Raw genomic sequence first — 17,501 nt, forward strand, 5'->3', positions numbered from 1 at the left:
GGCCTGATCGACGCTTCGAACAGTTGACCATCGACTGCCCGCTGTCCCCGACTGTGACATCGGTCGTCACTGACACGACGCGATGTCGGGCATCCCCACCGCCCAATGCGACACCGATACCTGGATCATGGCGCGGGTGAGCGAGGCAGAACCGGAGACCGTCACGCGATGTAAGGGGCTATCGAAGCATGTCTCAGTACGTGCTGCGCAACCTGGTCTGACCCCCGCGGCCCACCGAGTTCATGGTGATCGTGTGCAGAATCACGCACTCGTCCTCGGTGATCGAGAGCACGTTTCGGTCGCTATAGCGACACGTTTCTGATCTCGATCACCAGAGCTGAGAACGCAATTCTGCACACGATCACCGATCATTGGGGTGGATCGCCCTCGAACACCGACAACGGCGCCTCGACCCCTTCTTTCCGTGGGCCCATGCCGAGTATGCCGCCGAGGAGAACCGCAAGCCCGGACAGGCACAGCCAGGCGCCGGCGGTGAGCCCGTCCGGCGACCAGTTGCCGCCGATGATGCTCATCAGCGCCCAGAGCGCGAACGTGGCACTGCCCACCAGCCAGCCGAGGCCGAGTATGAACCTGAACCTCAGTACGGCGCCGAGTGCACCCAGCAGGCCCACCACGGCCAGGGGGGCGGCCACCGAGCCCCAGAACGCCGTGGCCGTGCCTGCAGGGCTGGCCGTGAACAGCTGCTCCAGCGGCCAATCACGCGGTCCCTGGCCCTCATACCAGGCGGGGTAGGCGCTGCCCGCGACGGCAGCGGCGCCGAGGAGAGCGATACCGGCGCCGATCCACCGTCGTCTTTGAGTGATCCTTGGCCTCACAGGCACTACCGTTGCATATCGGACGGGTTTGAGGCACCAGTGTCCCATCAGATCGTGGACACTAGACTCGTTTCCGATGGCCGTGAATTGCGAGGAGGCAGGACGCGTTGGGCGTACTCGAACGTGTGAGTGAGCCTCGAGATCTGCGAGGACTCTCCACGGCAGAACTCGACTCGCTAGCAGCTGAGATCCGGGACCTCATTGTCCGGACGGTGTCGCGTACCAGCGGCCATCTGGGCCCCAACCTGGGCGTTGTCGAGCTCACCCTTGCCGTGCACCGGGTCTTCGATTCGCCCCGTGATCCCATCGTTTTCGACACCGGGCATCAGTCCTACGTGCACAAGCTGCTCACCGGCCGGGTGGAGCGCTTCGGCACCATCCGTTCCAAGGACGGCCTCTCCGGATACCCGAGCCAGGCGGAGAGCCAGCACGACTGGGTGGAGAATTCACACGCCTCCACGTCGCTTTCGTACGCCGACGGCATGGCCAAGGCGTTCGCGGTGCGGGGCGAGAAGGAGCGCACCGCCGTGGCCATCATCGGCGACGGCGCGCTGACCGGCGGTATGGCCTGGGAAGCATTGAACAACATCGCCGGCGGACCGCAGAACGGCCCAGACGGGCGGCCGCTGGTCATGGTGGTCAATGACAACGGGCGCTCGTATTCGCCGACGGTCGGAGGGCTGGCCCAGCATCTGTCCGGGCTGCGAACCGATCCGCGCTACGAACAAGCCCTCGATCTGGTCAAGCGCACCCTCAACCGCACCCCACTGGTCGGCCACGTCACGTACGAGGCTCTGCACGGACTCAAGAAGGGGCTCAAGGACCTCCTGGCCCCGCAGGGCATGTTCGAAGACCTCGGCCTGAAGTACATCGGCCCGATCGACGGCCACGACCGCGACGCGGTCGAGAACGCTCTGATGCAGGCCAAGCGTTTCGGCGGGCCGGTCATCGTGCACTGCGTCACGCAGAAGGGGCATGGATACGACGTCGCGGTGCGCGACGAAGTCGACCACATGCACAGCCCGTCGGCATTCGACCCGCTGACCGGCGAGCCGATCGGCGATCCCACCCGCACACTCACACATGCCTTCAGCGACGCGCTGCTCGACGCCGGCCGGCGTCGTCGCGATGTGGTTGCGGTCACTGCCGCGATGTTGTGTCCCACCGGAATGGAACCGTTCGCCAAAGCCTTCCCTGAGCGTTGCTTCGACGTCGGCATCGCCGAACAACACGCCGCCACGTCGGCCGCCGGCATGGCCATGATGGGCTTGCACCCGGTGGTGGCCATCTACGCCACCTTCCTCAACCGCGCCTTCGATCAGGTGCTGATGGACTGCGCTTTGCACAAGACGGGGGTGACCTTCGTCCTCGACCGGGCCGGGGTCACGGGCACCGACGGAGCGTCCCACAACGGCATGTGGGATATGTCGATCCTGCAGGTGGTGCCCGGCTTACGGCTGGCCGCACCGCGCGATGCCGACCAGTTGGCCGAGCTGTTCGCCGAGGCGCTCGACGTGAGCGATGCTCCCACGGTCGTCCGGTTTCCTGGCAAGGAGCCGGCCGACGTAGGCATCGACGCGCTCGAACGTCTCGGCACGGCTGATGTGCTGGCCCGTGCGCAGACCCCGGACGTCCTGCTCGTGGCCGTCGGCGGACTCGCCGGGGCCGGAGTCGACGCGGCCCGGCGGATCCAGGCCCAGGGGGTTGGCGTGACCGTCGTCGACCCACGCTGGGTGAAGCCGATCGACAAGGCATTGATAGAACTGGCCGGTGAACACCGGCTCGTCGTCACGGCCGAAGACGGCTGCCGGGTGGGCGGTGTCGGATCCGTGCTCGCCCAGGAGTTGCGCGACCACAACGTCGACGTGCCAGTTCACAACTTCGGTATCCCCGCGCGCTTCCTCGATCACGGCAAGCGGGCGGGCATTCTCGACGAGCTCGGCCTCACCGGTCAGGGCCTCGCACGGGAGATCTCAGGTTTGGTGGCCGCCTTGGAATCCGACTCTTCCCTTGCTTCCTCGGAGACGGTGTAGACGGTGACCAATCGATCGCCCGGGGAGCGAAAGCTGCCGGAGACAGAGTTTTTACAGCGTGAAGGCGCGGTAGCCTGGCGCCTGCTGGGTGTCGGCCTGGTGGTCGCCGCCTCGATCTACCTGGCGCTGCAGATCCAGTTCATCGTCATGGCTGTTGTGCTCGGCTTCGCCATGGTGTCGCTGTTGTGGCCGCTGGCGAAGCTGCTTCGTTCGTTCAAGATCCCGGCGGTCTTCGCGTCGCTGATATCGGTGCTGGTCTTTCTCGGTTTCTTCTCCGGGATCGTCTTTTTCGTCGTCTATGAGGTCATCGACTCGTGGGACGACATGGTCAGGTCAGTCACCGGCGCCGTCGAGGAGTTCACGGAGTGGTTCGAGGAAGGTCCTTTCGGCCTCGATACCGCCAACATCCAGGACCTGCTCGACGACGTACAGGACCAATTGGGCGACGTGCTCTCCGGCGTGGGGCAGGCCGCCGCTACCGGACTGACCGTGGTGGGCAACTTCGCCGCGGTTCTGCTGATCGCCATCTTCTTCACGATCTTTGCGTTGACCAGTGGCGACAAGTTGTGGGCACAGTTCGTCGGCACCCTCCGGGCCGAGCACCGCGCCCCGGCCCACGTCGCTTTCAAGGCATCGATGAAGGCCACCGGGAACTGGTTCTACGCCTCCACGGTGACGGGCCTGGTGGACGGGTTCTTCATCGGACTCGGACTGACGATTCTGAACGTGCCGCTGGCTATTCCGATCGGGGCGCTGACGTTCGTCATGGGGTATGTGCCGCTGGTCGGCGCGACGCTCGCGGGAGCCTTCGCCGTCCTGGTGGCGTTCTTCTCCGGCGGGTTGAGCACCGCCATCTGGGCGCTGCTGATCGTGCTGGCCGTCCAGCAGATCGAGGGCAACCTGCTCTCGCCGTTGCTGATGTCGCGTGCGGTGCGATTCCATCCCCTCCTCACTCTGGTCCTCACCACCGGCGCGGGCTTCGCGTTCGGCCTCGTCGGCCTCTTCCTGGCCATCCCGGTGGCCGGCGCGATCACGGCCGCGGTCATCGGCTGGCGGCGCAAGATACGAGAACAGGAAGAAGCTCAAAAGGGGGGCAAGGATCACCGCGACGGCGCGGTCGCCATGCCTGGTGCTGATGTGCCGGACATAGACAACGATCTCGACAAACCGCGATATCGGCCTGGCACCGCGCTGCGTGCCAAGGCGCCGGCGAGGCGTCCGTCGGCGTCGGACGACTGAACGACGCCGGGCCGCGCGGGCGCTTGCGCTCCTTGCGACGCCGCGTGCTTCTCGGGCCCGGTTCAGGCCCGACCGATGTATCAGCTGACGCCACGGGCGCGACATTCGAGGGCGTGGCCGGACGTGCCATGTGAGCGGCCCCGGCGTGGTGATGCTGTCCGGAATCCGCAATCGCCGAGCACCGGTCGAGACCTTGACACCGGCATGATCAGAACGGTAGACACGTACCCAGAGCAACTGGCAGGGCTCTTTCCTATTTGCTGTTGACACGCCGCCGTACCGGGTCCGGTGCTGGGTGCGTGGTTCCTGGCGTCACCGTCGCCGCCCGGGACATTCAGCCGATTGCGGCTCTGCCGATACATGGCCCGGGAATGCTCCGAGGTCGCGACCTCGATGCCGGCGGGATTGCCCGTGGTCCCTCCCCACGTCCAGACCGATGACGTTCATCATGGTTTCTCCGGGAGGCCCTTGCCTTGAACACCTCGATCAGACCACGATTTCCACGCCTGCTCGCTGCTACGGCCCTGGCCGCGGCCCTGGTGGTCGCCAGCGTGACAACAAGCGCGGGCGACGGAGCACAGAACAGTTGCGATCCGGCGCCACGCGACCTGCAGATCAGCTACCAGCCGATCGAGCACTCACCCAACGCCTCGTCCGTCAGGACGGCGCTGACCATCAACAACAACGACGGTTCCTGCACGCTTGGCGACAACTGGGAGCTGTTTTTCAACTTCGTCCGGCAACCGGTGGCGGTCGTCGCCGGCGAAGCGGGCGACGACGCACGCCAGGAACTCGCTGCGCAAGGTCTCGAAGTCAGCCGAGCCGACACCGCCGAGAGTGGCGATTACTACGTGCTCCGGCCAACGGAGGACTTCGAACCGCTCGATCCGGGGGAGGCCCGCGAGGTCGATTTCCTGGTCCAGCTGTGGACCATCCACAAGACCGATGCGCCGCAGGGTTACCACATCTCCTATGACGGCGCCCCGCCGCACTGGGTGCCCGGCAAGGCGCTGCTCGATCCGACCGACCCGGCACAGACCACCGCGTTCAGCGGCGACGTGCGGCCGGTGGAGTCGTCGGCCACTCGTTTCGAAGAGAACACCGCCCAGCTGATCGAATTGGATCTCGCCGACCGTATCCAGCCGCGGCCGCTCAGTGTCACTGAGGGCAAAGGGACCCTGCGCCTGGACAACCGGTTCGAGATCCTGCACCCGGCCGAGCTCGACGCGGAGGCCGGCTATCTGCGCTCGGCACTGGGCGATGTCCTGGAGGGCGAGTTCCCACGCAACGAAGGGAAATCCAAACGGATCATCAGCTTGTCGATCGATCCGGAGCTCGATGTGGACGGCAGCGGTAGCGTGGATCCGGAGGGTTACACCCTCGACGTCGGCAAACATGACATCGAGATCGTCGGCGCGGACCCGGCCGGGGTGCTGTACGGGATCCAGACGCTACGTCAGCTGATCCCGGTCAGCGTGTACGAGCAGGCCGCGACCGGCGCCAAGGCCAAGCGCGCCGAACTGCCCCGCGGGACTATCTCCGACGCGCCGCTGTTCGGCTTCCGGGGGCTGCACATCGACGTCGGGCGGCATTTCGAGAGCAAGGAGACGATCCTGAAGTTCCTCGATCTCATGGCCTTCAGCAAGCTCAACACGCTGCACATCGGTCTCACTAACGACGAGGGCTGGCGCCTGGAGATCCCGGGTTTGCCGGAGCTCACTGAGTTCGGCGCTCGCCGTGGCTTCGACCTCGACGAGGACGAGATGCTGCACATGGGCCTCGGATCGGGCAACGACCTGCTGCCGGGCGACAACATCGAGGGCAAACCGCGGGACCGGCAGGAGGCCAACCTGGGACGTGTCCCGAGCTTTCAGGGCATGGAGCAGGCTACGGCCAACCTCGTGGGCAAAGGTACCGGGCACTACACGGTCGACGATTTCGTCGAGATCCTCGAGTATGCGGCGGAGCGCCACATCGACGTCTACCCGGAGCTCAACTTCCCCGCGCACGCACGCTCGTCGGTGCAGGCCATGGAACGGCGCTACGAGCGGCTGAAAGACGAGGACCCGGAGGCGGCCGAACAGTTCCGGCTGCTCGATCCGGATGACGAGGCCGAGTACCGAAGTGTGCAGGCGTACAACGACAACATGATCAACGTCTGCCGCCAGAGCAGCTACGACTTCCTGCAGAAGGTCGTCGACGAGGTGGCGGTCATGTATGACATGGCCGGGGCGGAGCTGACCAGGATCCACCTCGGTGGCGATGAGCCACCTGGACCGGACCGGTGGCAGAAGTCACCGATCTGCCAGGAGAACCCGGACACGGCTGGCAAGAGCGATGCCGAATTGTGGGACCTGTTCATGGGCCGCTGGCACGAGATCGCCCTGAGCGTGGCCGGTACCACCACCGGCTGGGAAGAAATCCTCACCGTCGGGTCCGCGCCGGAGCTGCCCGGATACGCACCGATGGCGTGGCAGAACGTCTGGGGCTGGGGGCTGGAGGAGCTGGCCTACCAGTTCGCCAACGAGGGCCGCGAGGTCATCTTGGCCCACGCCACCAACCTGTACCTGGACCTGGCCTACAACAAGGACCCGGACGAGCCCGGCTACTACTGGGCCGCGTACGTGGACGAGGAAAGCACCTTCACCTACCAGCCGTTCAACGTCTACGCCAACGCCGTCGAAGACCGGTGGGGTAACCCGTTCACGCCGAACCCCGGCTGGGAACAACTCACCGAGGAGGGCAAAGCGAACATCCTCGGCCTGGAGGCGCAGCTGTGGGGTGAGAACGCCAAAGCCCCGGAGATCCGCGAATACCAGGCATTCCCACGGCTGCTGGGCGTAGCGGAGCGGGCCTGGGTCCGGGACACACCCAGCCCGGACGAAATGGACGAACACTGGGACGTGTGGCTGAACACCCTCGGCCAGGTCACTTTGCCGCTGCTGTCGTTCTACCCAGCCGTCGGGCTGCCCGATGTCGGCGTGAACTATCGCATCCCGCTACCTGGCGCCGAGATCGACGACGACGGCCTGCTCACCGCCAACGTGCGTAATCCTGGCCTGAAGCTCGAGTATTCGAGCACCGGCGGGCGACACTGGTCGGCTTATCCGGGCCCGACGCCCGTCGGATCCTCCGCGCTGGTCCGGACCGTCGCGCCGGACGGGCGGACCAGCAGGATAGCGCCGGTCGATGTCGAGAACTGGGAGGCCGGCAACGCTTACCATGCGTGGTCGGTGGTCAGGTACCGCGGAGAGCTTTTCAACGCCAAGCAGCCGCATATCGCCCAGGAAGGCGTGACCCCGGCCACCGCACCGGAGCTGTGGAGGCTTCTTCAATAATGGACGCTTCCTCCACGACGTGGACGTCCTTCCAATAGACTGAACACACCATCCCCAAGAGCACGGGTGCTGCGAACTGCGCACCCGTGCTCGCTTGGGTCACGAGCCAGCGTCCAGGGTCGTTGGAATACTGCTGGTCAGGCGGACGGCAGGCTGGCTACGCCAGGTTCGAGGAACCGGCGCCCGGTGACCTTCTCCGCGACCCCGGTGCGGTCCAGGTAGGGCGTGATACCGCCCAGGTGGAACGGCCAGCCGGCGCCCAGGATCATACACAGGTCGATGTCTTGCGGCTCGGCCACGACGTCCTCGTCGAGCATCAGGCGGATCTCCTCGGCCAGCGCGGAGAGCACCTGCTCGCGGACTTCCTCCTCGCTCAGCTGAGTATCACCCTGTTCGAACAGCGCGGCCGTGTCATCCTCGAGATACGGCTTGCCCTTCTCGTCCCACGACCAGACACCCGGCTTGCCTGATTCGACGAGCCGCCGAAGGTTCTCCGACACCGGGAACCGGTCCGGGAATGCCGCGTTCAGCGACTCCAGCACGTGCAGAACCACGGCCGGCCCCACGAGCTGCAGCAGGACGAACGGCGACATCGGCAGGCCGAGCTTGAGCAAGGCCTTGTCAGCGACCTCCAGCGGGGTACCCCGGTCGGTGGCGGTGAGGATCTCCGCGGTGAGCCGGAGCAACAGCCGGTTGACGACGAATGCTGGAGCGTCCTTGACCAGGACCGACGACTTCTTCAGCGCCTTGCTGGTCGCGAATGCGGTGGCCAGGGTGGCGTCGTCGGTGTGCTCACCGCGGATGATCTCCAGCAGCGGCAGCACAGCAACCGGATTGAAGAAGTGGAATCCCACGACCCGTTCGGGCGTCCTGAGCACCGAGGCCATCTCGGTGACGGACAGTGACGAGGTATTCGTCGCGATGATGCACTCGGCCGAGACGATGGACTCCAGTTCGGTGAAGACCTGCTGCTTGATGTCCATGCGCTCGAAGACGGCCTCGATGACGAAGTCGGCATCGGCGAACACGGACTTGTCGGTCGATCCGCTGACCAGGGCCTTGTAGCGATTGGCCTGATCAGGAGTCACCCGGGACTTGCCGAGCAGCTTGTCGACTTCGGCATGGACGTAACCGACGCCCTTGTTCACGCGCTCGTCGTCGAGATCGGTCATCACCACAGGCACTTCGAGCCGGCGGGCGAACAAGAGCGCGAGCTGGCTAGCCATCAGGCCGGCGCCGACGATGCCCACCTTGGTCACCGGCCGGGCGAGGTCTTTGTCAGGCGCGCCCGCGGGCCGTTTGGCACGGCGCTGCACGAGGTCGAAGGCGTAGAGGCCAGAACGTAGTTCTTCACTCATCACCAGGTCGGCGAGGGCCTGGTCTTCGGCCGCGTACCCCTCTTGCATGGTGGACGTGCGCGCCGCGGAGATGAGCTCGAGAGCCCGGTAGGGGGCGGGTGCGGCCCCGTGCACCTTGTTGTCCGCGATGGCTTTCCCGCGGGCCACCGCGGCCTCCCAGGCGGACTCGCTGCGGTCGATGCTGTTCCGCTCGACCGTGATGTCGCCGCGGACCACCTGAGCCATCCAGAGCAGCGACTGCTCGATGAAATCGGCGGCGTCGAGCGCGACGTCGGCGAGGCCCAGTTGGGCCAGTTTGGGGCCGTTCAGCATCCGGTTCTGATTGAGGGGATTCTCGATGATGACGGTGACCGCTGTCTCCGGCCCGGCGATGTTCGGTACCTGCCAGGCACCGCCCCACCCGGGGATCAGGCCGAGGAAGACCTCGGGAAGTGCCAGTCCTGAGGCCGCCTTGCTCACTGTCCGGTACGTACAGTTGAGGCCGATCTCCAAGCCGCCGCCGAGGGCCAGGCCGTTGATGAGACCGAACGTGGGAACCGGCCCGTCGGCGAGCTTGCCGAAGACGCGGTGACCGAGCCGGGCGACCTCGACGGCTTGGTCGTGTTCGGTGATCATCGCCATGCCCTTGAGGTCCGCACCGGCGGCCAGGATGAACGGCTTGCCGGTGATGGCGACAGCCACCACGCCAGGCTCGGCGTAGGCGGTGTCGATGGCTCGCTCGATGCCACGCAGAGTGGTGGGGCCGAGGGTGTTCGGCTTCTTGTGGTCGAAGCCGTTGTCAATGGTGATGAGTGCGGCTTTGCCGGCGCCCAACGGCAGGTCGACGAACCGTACATAGGCGTGGCTGACGACTTCGTCCGGAAAGTTGGGGAAGGTGTCGGTCGTGGTCATCAGGCTGCGGCCTCCCGGGAGTCGGCGCTGGTCTCGGCTTGATGGTCGGGATGGTGCGGGTTCTTCCAGACGACGGCACCGCCCATGCCCAGTCCGATGCACAGCGTCGTCAGACCGTATCGGACGTCCGGGCGCTCCTCGAACTGTCGGGCCAGCTGGTTCATCAGACGCACACCTGACGATGCCAGGGGATGACCAAGGGCGATGGCTCCGCCGTAGGCGTTCACTCTCGGGTCGTCGTCGGGAATGCCGAAGTGGTCGAGGAATGCCAGCACCTGAACCGCGAATGCCTCGTTGATCTCGATGAGCCCGATGTCGTCCATGGTGAGCCCGGCCTGACGCAGCGCACGTTCAGTGGCCGGGACCGGACCGACACCCATGACTTCAGGCTCCACACCGGTGAAGGCGTACGAGACGAGAACCATCTTCGGGGTGAGCCCGAACTCGGCCGCCGTCTCGGTGTCCATCAGCAGCGCGGCGGTCGCGCCGTCGTTGAGCCCGGCGGCGTTTCCGGCGGTGACCCGGCCGTGTGCCCGGAACGGGGTGCGAAGCGTGGCCAGACCTTCGACCGTCGTATCCGGACGGGGTGGTTCGTCGACCGTCGCCAGGCCCCAGCCTTCTTCCTTGCTGCGGGTGGCCACCGGCACCAGGTCGGGCTGGATCTTGCCGTCGGCGTAGGCTTTCGCGAGCTTCGCCTGGCTGGCGGCGGCGTAGGCGTCGGCGCGTTCCTTGGTCAGGTGCGGGAACCGATCGTGCAGGTTCTCCGCGGTGTTGCCCATGACCAGGGCCGAAGGGTCGACCAGCTTCTCGGACATGAAGCGCGGGTTCGGGTCCATGCCTTCGCCCATCGGGTGGCGGCCCATGTGCTCCACGCCGCCGGCGATGATCGCGTCGTAGGCGCCGAAAGCGATGCCGCTGGCGCCGGTGGTCACGGCCGTCATCGCGCCGGCACACATCCGGTCGATGGCGAATCCCGGCACGGACCTGGGCAGTCCGGCGAGGATGGCGGCGGTGCGGCCGAGTGTGAGGCCTTGGTCGCCGGTCTGGGTGGTGGCCGCGATTCCGACGTCGTCGATACGCTCCGGCGGCAGCGACGGGTTGCGGCGCATGAGCTCGCGGATACAGTTGACGACGAGATCATCGGCGCGGGTCTCGGCATACATGCCGCCCGCTTTGCCAAACGGCGTACGCACGCCGTCGATGAACGCGACATCACGAACTTGCCTGGTGGTCGGGGACACGAGACCCTCCTGCATGGGCAGACGGCGATGGTTGTTGACGCCATATTACTCGCGAGTAACAACCGTCGCCATCCGGGTAGGGGAAGCGGTCGAGGCTCGTGGACTCCCGGCCTCCCTGGCCTCCGGCGGCGGCCTTCGCGCTGCGCACCTGCGCCGGCGCCTACGGACGGTCGGCCGGGAGTCCACGAGCCTCGACCGCTCTCTCGTCGGCGCCGGACGCTGCGTGCTGGCCGAAGGTGATCAGGCGCCGGTGAAGATGTTCTTCAGAGCCTCACGGCGGGAGAGAGGGGAGAGCTGGTCGTGGTGGATGGAGACGAACGTGCGCACCCACGCGGGGTCGAGCTTGGCATGCTGGCGTAACGCCCAGCCGATGCCTTTGCGCAGGAAGAAGTCAGGGTCGTCGATGTTGGCCAGCACGCATTCGCGGAGGAGCTCGACGTCGATCTCTTCTCCGGAGCCGATCTGGCAGATCACCGAGGTACGACGCCGCCACCGGTCGGAGTCGCGGGACCAGGCGCGGATCAGCGGCGCCGTGGCGACGGGATCGTGACGCAGCACGCGCCCGACGAGCCGGATCGCGATGTCATCGACATGGTCCCACCAGGCGCCGGTGACGATGAGGTGGTCGTACAGGGGGAGTGAGGCGGGATCACGCGACCATTCGGTGTACGCGCGAGCCTGCGCGACATCGGTGGCGGCGTAGCGTTCTTCCCGGTAGGCCGCGTCGTCCCACAGCTCCCGGATGGCCGCCTCCCAGTCTGTCCGGCAGCCGAGCAGGTTGGCTTGCAATGCCGGCCGGAGCGCTCGGGCACGCGTCGGCTTCTGAACGCCGAGGAACGGCATCTCCGACTTCATGTAGGCCTGCATCGGTCCGGCCTTGATCGGGTCAGCAGCAGCTCGCAGGGCGGCGCGGATATCGGCGACCAGCCGACCGTCGTCACGGCTCACGGCGACAACCTTAGATGTTGGCCAGCGCGCAAGATCGGGGGGTAGCGGCTGCACGATGACGGCCGGCGAGTGATCGTTGTCCGGTTGTGGGTGATATGGCGCCCACAACAGCACAACGATCATGGCGCAGCGCCGTGCCAGGCCGGTGTGTCTTGACATCGGTGCACTCAAGGAGCGATAGGCTGGCCGTTCTCATGAGTACACCTCACGACCTCATCGTCCTCGGCGCCGGGCCGGCTGGCCTGGTGGCCGCCTGGCGCGCCGCCCAGCGCGGGTTCAAGGTCGCCCTGCTGGAGCGTGCCGACCATGTCGGTGGGATGGCGGCTTCGGTCGACGTCGCCGGGATCCGCGTCGACCAAGGGTCTCATCGTCTCGACCGGGCCACGCCCGCCGGCCTGTTGAACGACCTCCGCGCACTACTCGGTGAGGATCTGCAGTTGCGGCACCGCAACAGCCGCATCCGGGTGGGCGATCAGTGGCTCAGCGTGCCGCTGCGCGCCGACGAAGTCACCCGCAAGCTGCCCCCGTCCATGCTGGCGCGCATCGCGAAAGACTCCGCCACCCTGTCGTTCCGTCGCTCCGAGGACGACAGCTACGCGGCTGTGGTCCGTGGCCGGGTCGGCCCCGCACTGTACGACTCCGTGTACGGCCCGCTGGCCGAGAAGCAATGGGGGGTGCCCGGCGACGCGCTGAGCGCCATGCAGGCGCACCGGCAGGCGGCACGGCTCAGCGCCTGGAAGGTGGCCGGCCGCGCCGTCGGCCGGGTGCGACGGAAGAAGCAGACCGTAGCCAGCGGGTACTTCTATCCGCGCCACGGCTTCGGCCAGCTGGTCGAAGCGCTCGCCGATGCCGCTGTGGAGGCCGGCGTCGACATCAAGCTCGAGGCAGAGGTCGACCGGGTGAACGTCTACGAGGACGAGGTCGAGGTCGGCACCCAGGACGGCGACGTCGTCACCGGGAACCTCGTGTTCTCCACCCTCCCGCTGCCTGTGCTCGCCCGAATCTCACGTCCGGCGCCGTCGTTGACGTCCATCGAGTCCGCGGCCAGGCTTCGCTACCGCGCCATGCTGCTCGTGTACGTGGTGCACGAGAACGGCCGCTGGAGCCGGTTCGATTCACACGACATCCCCGACCCGCGTACGCCTGTGCTGCGAATCTCCGAGCCGACCAACTACCGGGAGAACCCGGACGACCCGCCTGGGCGCTCGGTCCTGTGCGCGGAGATCCCCTGCAATATGACCGACGAGGTCTGGGGCCTCGACGACGAGTCGCTGGCCGACCTGGTCGACGAAACTCTGGGCCTCACCGGCCTGCCCAGTGTGCAACGCTCACACGTCGAGACCCGGCGGCTCGGCCAGGTGTATCCGATCTACCGGCTCGGCTATGAGAACGACCTCAGCGAGGTAGACGCGTGGGCGCGGATGATCCGCCGTATCGTCACGCTGGGCCGGCAGGGCCTGTTCGTCTTCGACAACATCCATCAAGCGCTACTCATGGCCTACGACGCCGTTGACGCCATCCGCGACGATGGCCGTTTCGACCGCTATGCCTGGACGGTGGCGCGGGAGCGTTTCGCCAAGGGTGCCGGGCAGCACTGAGCCGCGACTCAAACCCACCGTGGCCGGGCGCCCCGGTCCCGGAGCAACCGATCAGGAAGCGGCCAGGGCCTTCGCCACCGGTCCCGCCGTCAGCCGGATCTGCCACTCGCGAGCCCCACGGAGCCGGAAGGCCTCGGCGATGCTCTCCTCGGTCGGTGGATCCGGCGGGGACCACGTGACCCGGCGCAACGTCTCCGGCGTCAGCAGGTTCTCGACCGGCAGAGTGTGCGCCTCGGCGACTTCGGCGACGGCCGTGCGCGCGATCGCCAGCCGCGCTGCCGCCTCAGGTTCGCGGGACACCCAGGTACGAGCCGGCGGTGGGCCGTCGTAGCGCGCCGTGTGCGCCGGCAACTGGTCGTCCGGAAGTGCTCGGGCATGGGCGATGGCGGTGAACCAGCGGCCCGATTCGCGGCGCTGGGCGCGCCCCCGGAAGACCGGCATACCGGCAAGTTCCTCGGCCGTGGCGGGTGCGGCGATTGCCGCCTCGACGATGGCCGCGTCCGGAAGCACCCGGCCGGGGGAGAGGTCGCGCTTCCGCGCGAGATCATCGCGGGCGTACCAGAGCTCACGTACAACGGCGAGCGCGCGACGGTCGCGGACCCGGTGCAGGCCCGACGTGCGCCGCCACGGATCAGCGCGCGGCTCCGGCGGCGGAGCCGCCGCGATGGCGGCGAACTCCTCCTCGGCCCACTCGAGCTTCCCGGCGTCACGCAGCCGCCGCTCGAGTTCGTCTCTGAGTTCCAGCAACAGTTCCACGTCGAGAGCGGCGTAGCGCAGCCATGACTCCGGCAACGGGCGGCTGGACCAGTCGGCTGCCGAATGACCCTTCTCCAGCTGAAAGCCGAGGATGTTCTCGACCAGTGGGCCAAGACCCACCCGTGGCAGGCTCAGCAGACGCGCGGCCAACTCGGTGTCGAAGAGTTTGGCCGGCCGCATCCCGATATCGGCCAAACAGGGTAGGTCCTGCGTGGAGGCATGCAGGACCCACTCGACGTCGGAGACCGCACGGCCCAAAGACGACAGGTCCGGCGCACCCAGCGGATCGATCATGATGGTTCCGGTGCCGAGCCGGCGCAGTTGCACCAGATAGGCCCGATGGCCGTAGCGGTAGCCGGAGGCCCGTTCGGCGTCGATGGCCACGGGACCTTTGCCGGCCACCACGGCCGCAACCGCGGATTCGAGCGCGGCCGGGCTGTTGACCACCTCGGGGAGGCCGTCACGTGGCTCGGTGAGGGGAATCGAGGGTGGAGGGTCTTGAGAGGTCACCTGCGGTGCTGCCTTGGTCGGAGGCTGGGCATGGCCACCACGCCCGCGGGCAGCGGCAGCAGGCCGGCAGCCGTGGTGAGACCATCGCCCCACGCGAGCGCGTGTGGTTCGAGGTCGGGTTCGAGTGGTGTCCACGAGGCCCGGATCTCGACCTCCGCGGAGGCGGATTGGCCGGCCATTCCGCCGAACCCTTCGGATGCCACCCGAGTCACCGTGCCGCTGGCGGCGGTATAGGGGGCCGAGCGAGTGCTGAGGGCATCGGTCAGCCAGGTCCATGCGACCGGTAGCAACATCGGGTCAGCGCCGATGTCGGGTTCGAGGCTGGCTCGAATGTAAGTGACCAGCCGGAAGTCCCCGTGCCACGCTTCGTGTCCGCCGGGCTCGTGCAGCAGCACCAGGCGGCCGGTGGCGACCGGATCAGGGTCGGGTTCCGGCTCCGCGTCGTCGACGAACACATCGGCACTTAGCGCGAATGTGAAGGTCGCCAGCCGTTTCGGCGCCGACGGTTCCTCGAGATGCATCTCGGAGCGGAACCGAGCAGCCCGCAACGTCTCAACCGCCTGGATGAAGGCGGCCGGTGCCTCCGGCTGGAGACGTTCATTGCTCCTGGCCACACAATGCAGGTTAGGCCGGATTGCGGCCGCTGTCAGGCAGCCACGCCCAACGTGACACGATTGATGCGTGAACAGCAGCCTTCTGGTTCGAGCATGTCGCGGAGAGCTGACCGAGCGTCCACCCGTCTGGTTCATGCGGCAAGCCGGGCGTTCGCTGCCCGAGTACCGCAAACTGCGCGAAGGCGTGCCGATGCTCGAGTCATGTCAGCGGCCGGACATGGTGGTCGAGATCACCATGCAGCCGGTTCGCCGCTACGGGGTGGACGCCGCCATCTTCTTCTCCGACATCGTGGTGCCGCTCAAGGCCGCGGGGGTTGACGTCGAGATCCAGCCCGGCGTCGGACCGGTGGTGGCCGAGCCGATCCGCACTCGCGCCGACTTACCACGGTTGCGCCCGCTCGAACGTGATGACGTGTGGTTCATCACCGAGTCCGTCGGTGCTCTGGTCCAGGAGCTGGGCACCACACCGCTGATCGGATTCGCCGGCGCGCCCTTCACGCTGGCCTCGTACCTCGTCGAAGGCGGTCCGTCCCGCCACCATGAGCGCACCAAAGCGCTGATGCACAGCGACCCGGACCTCTGGCACGAGCTCCTGGCCCGAGTGGCGCGGATCTCCAGCACCTTCCTGCAGGTACAGATCGATGCCGGGGCCAGTGCGATCCAGTTGTTCGACTCCTGGGCCGGTGCGTTGTCCAGATCCGATTACGAGCGTTTCGTGCTGCCGCACAGCGCTTCCATCCTGCGCGAGATCACCAGCGTGCCACGCATTCATTTCGGGGTGGGCACCGCCGAGTTCCTGCCTCTGATCGCTGAGGCCGGAGCCGACGTGGTGGGCGTCGACTGGCGGCTCCCGCTCGACGAAGCCGCTCGCCGGGTGCCGGGAAAGGCGCTGCAAGGCAACCTTGATCCCGCGCTCGTGCTGGCCGACACCAGTGTGATCGACGCCGAGGTCGACCGGATCATCGCCGAGGGCCGGTCGGCACCGGGTCACGTGTTCAACCTCGGCCACGGCGTCCTGCCGTCCACTGATCCAGACGTGCTCGCCCACGTCGTCGATCGCGTTCAGGCGGCGGGCGGAGACAGCGGGGCCTGAAACGGCGGTGCCGGCCGCCGCCTACGCGCCCACACTGCCAGGGGCGTTCCTACCAGCGCGCCGAAGGCGAGGAACGGCAACGCCGCGCCTAACCCGGTGAGAGCCACGGCCGCGCCGTCGCCGAAGGCGTTCCAGCCGTTGCTCAATCCGGCGACGAAGCCGCTGGCCGCCTGCTCGCCCTCATCCTCGTCGCTGGTGTCGGGGTCACTGAGGGTAAACGTGGCGTTGATCGTCGCCATGGCGGTCAGGTCGGCGAGGCGCGCCTGGCGGCTGAGCAGCGCGTCCAGATCGGCCTCCCGGCTGGCCAGTTCGGCCTCGATGTCGATGACGTCGCTCAGATCACCGGCTTCGTCCAGCAGTGCTCTGATCCGGGAGATGCTCTCGCGCTGCGACGAGATTCGTGACTGTGTATCGACGACGTCCTGGGTGACGTCCTCGGTGGAACGGCTGCGGTCGAGCACGGTGCCTAGTTGCTGAAGTTCGCCGACGACGTCAGCGTGCTGGTCGGCGGGTACCCGGAGCCGTACGGTGGAGCGTTCCGCCGACGTGGACTCGTCAGCGACGTAACCACCAGCGTCATGGGCCAGCGATGCCGCCTGCCGGGAAGCCTCCTGCACATCCTCGGTGGCGATGTCGACGCCGATCGTGTAGATGATCTCCCGGTCGAAGGTCTCACTCGTGACCTGCGTGAGAACGCCGGTAGCGTCGGGCGCCTCGTCGTCTACGGCCGCGGAGTCGTCCTGCGCGTCGGCGTCCTCGTACTCCGCTCGGTCCACCGCCGCGGATTCTTGGGGTGTCAGCGAGTCCGCTGCCGCGGCGTCGGAGTCGGGCTCCGTTCCGCACCCGGCCAATGCCACCACCGCACCGGCCACCGCGTAAGCTACTACGGTCTGTCGTTTCATGGCGCCTCCACAACTGAGGGATGGATGACCGCCGTCGCCGGGCCCAGCGCGGTTGACAACTCAGACGGCATGCCCGCGGCCGTGGTTGCACCCGTCCGGTCACGATCAGGCCACGAGACGGTAGACAGGTTCGTAGAGTCAGAG

The 17,501-nt window shown here is 67.0% G+C and carries 12 protein-coding genes; 5 read left to right on the forward strand and 7 right to left on the reverse strand.

All coding sequences use genetic code 11. The features are described from left to right. Nucleotides 1-368: 368 nt before the first annotated feature. Complete coding sequence (locus F7O44_RS02665) at nucleotides 369-836, reverse strand: hypothetical protein (protein ID WP_162448617.1); 468 nt, start codon at nucleotides 834-836, stop codon at nucleotides 369-371. Between the two features lie 107 nt (nucleotides 837-943). Between F7O44_RS02665 and dxs the strand changes: the two genes are divergently transcribed. The 3 genes from dxs to F7O44_RS02680 all read left to right on the forward strand — a co-directional run bounded on the left by dxs (nucleotide 944) and on the right by F7O44_RS02680 (nucleotide 7,446). Then, nucleotides 944-2,869, forward strand: a complete 1,926-nt coding sequence (dxs, locus tag F7O44_RS02670) for a 1-deoxy-D-xylulose-5-phosphate synthase (protein WP_162448618.1) — start codon at nucleotides 944-946, stop codon at nucleotides 2,867-2,869. A gap of 3 nt (nucleotides 2,870-2,872) precedes the next feature. Next, nucleotides 2,873-4,108 (forward strand): AI-2E family transporter, encoded by a 1,236-nt coding sequence (locus F7O44_RS02675; protein ID WP_162448619.1) that lies wholly within the window; start codon nucleotides 2,873-2,875, stop codon nucleotides 4,106-4,108. 473 nt (nucleotides 4,109-4,581) lie between these two features. Next, nucleotides 4,582-7,446 (forward strand): family 20 glycosylhydrolase, encoded by a 2,865-nt coding sequence (locus F7O44_RS02680; protein ID WP_162448620.1) that lies wholly within the window; start codon nucleotides 4,582-4,584, stop codon nucleotides 7,444-7,446. A 137-nt stretch (nucleotides 7,447-7,583) separates the two neighbouring features. Here the strand turns inward: F7O44_RS02680 and F7O44_RS02685 are convergent, their stop codons facing one another. The 3 genes from F7O44_RS02685 to F7O44_RS02695 form a co-directional block, all read right to left on the reverse strand. Further along, a complete protein-coding gene (locus tag F7O44_RS02685) occupies nucleotides 7,584-9,695 on the reverse strand; it encodes a 3-hydroxyacyl-CoA dehydrogenase NAD-binding domain-containing protein (RefSeq protein WP_162448621.1) in 2,112 nt (703 codons plus the stop codon). Continuing rightward, entirely contained in the window at nucleotides 9,695-10,936 is a 1,242-nt protein-coding gene (locus F7O44_RS02690) for an acetyl-CoA C-acyltransferase (RefSeq protein ID WP_162448622.1), read from the reverse strand. The genes F7O44_RS02685 and F7O44_RS02690 overlap by 1 nt, the downstream gene beginning before the upstream one ends. Before the next feature lie 240 nt (nucleotides 10,937-11,176). Next, the gene (locus tag F7O44_RS02695) at nucleotides 11,177-11,884 is read right to left on the reverse strand and encodes a DNA alkylation repair protein (RefSeq protein WP_222850980.1); all 708 of its coding nucleotides are present in this window, start codon (nucleotides 11,882-11,884) and stop codon (nucleotides 11,177-11,179) included. Nucleotides 11,885-12,078: 194 nt separating this feature from the next. Between F7O44_RS02695 and F7O44_RS02700 the strand changes: the two genes are divergently transcribed. After that, nucleotides 12,079-13,482, forward strand: coding sequence for a protoporphyrinogen/coproporphyrinogen oxidase (locus F7O44_RS02700; RefSeq protein ID WP_162448623.1), 1,404 nt, complete (start codon nucleotides 12,079-12,081; stop codon nucleotides 13,480-13,482). A gap of 51 nt (nucleotides 13,483-13,533) precedes the next feature. On the opposite strand, the gene F7O44_RS31555 is transcribed toward F7O44_RS02700, so the two are convergent. Both F7O44_RS31555 and F7O44_RS29400 read right to left on the reverse strand, forming a co-directional pair. Then, the gene (locus F7O44_RS31555) at nucleotides 13,534-14,748 is read right to left on the reverse strand and encodes an HRDC domain-containing protein (protein WP_222850981.1); all 1,215 of its coding nucleotides are present in this window, start codon (nucleotides 14,746-14,748) and stop codon (nucleotides 13,534-13,536) included. Then, on the reverse strand, nucleotides 14,745-15,362 hold the full coding sequence (locus tag F7O44_RS29400) for a DUF3000 domain-containing protein (protein ID WP_222850982.1): 618 nt from the start codon (nucleotides 15,360-15,362) through the stop codon (nucleotides 14,745-14,747). The genes F7O44_RS31555 and F7O44_RS29400 overlap by 4 nt, the downstream gene beginning before the upstream one ends. 67 nt (nucleotides 15,363-15,429) lie before the next feature. Between F7O44_RS29400 and hemE the strand changes: the two genes are divergently transcribed. Next, nucleotides 15,430-16,455, forward strand: coding sequence for a uroporphyrinogen decarboxylase (gene hemE / locus F7O44_RS02710; RefSeq protein ID WP_162448625.1), 1,026 nt, complete (start codon nucleotides 15,430-15,432; stop codon nucleotides 16,453-16,455). Here hemE and F7O44_RS02715 read toward each other — a convergent pair. Next, nucleotides 16,425-17,357, reverse strand: a complete 933-nt coding sequence (locus F7O44_RS02715) for a DUF4349 domain-containing protein (RefSeq protein WP_162448626.1) — start codon at nucleotides 17,355-17,357, stop codon at nucleotides 16,425-16,427. The two genes, hemE and F7O44_RS02715, sit on opposite strands and share 31 nt — an antisense overlap. Between the last annotated feature and the right edge of the window lie 144 nt (nucleotides 17,358-17,501).

Source organism: Phytoactinopolyspora mesophila (assembly GCF_010122465.1).
In the GTDB taxonomy this organism is placed as follows: domain Bacteria; phylum Actinomycetota; class Actinomycetes; order Jiangellales; family Jiangellaceae; genus Phytoactinopolyspora; species Phytoactinopolyspora mesophila.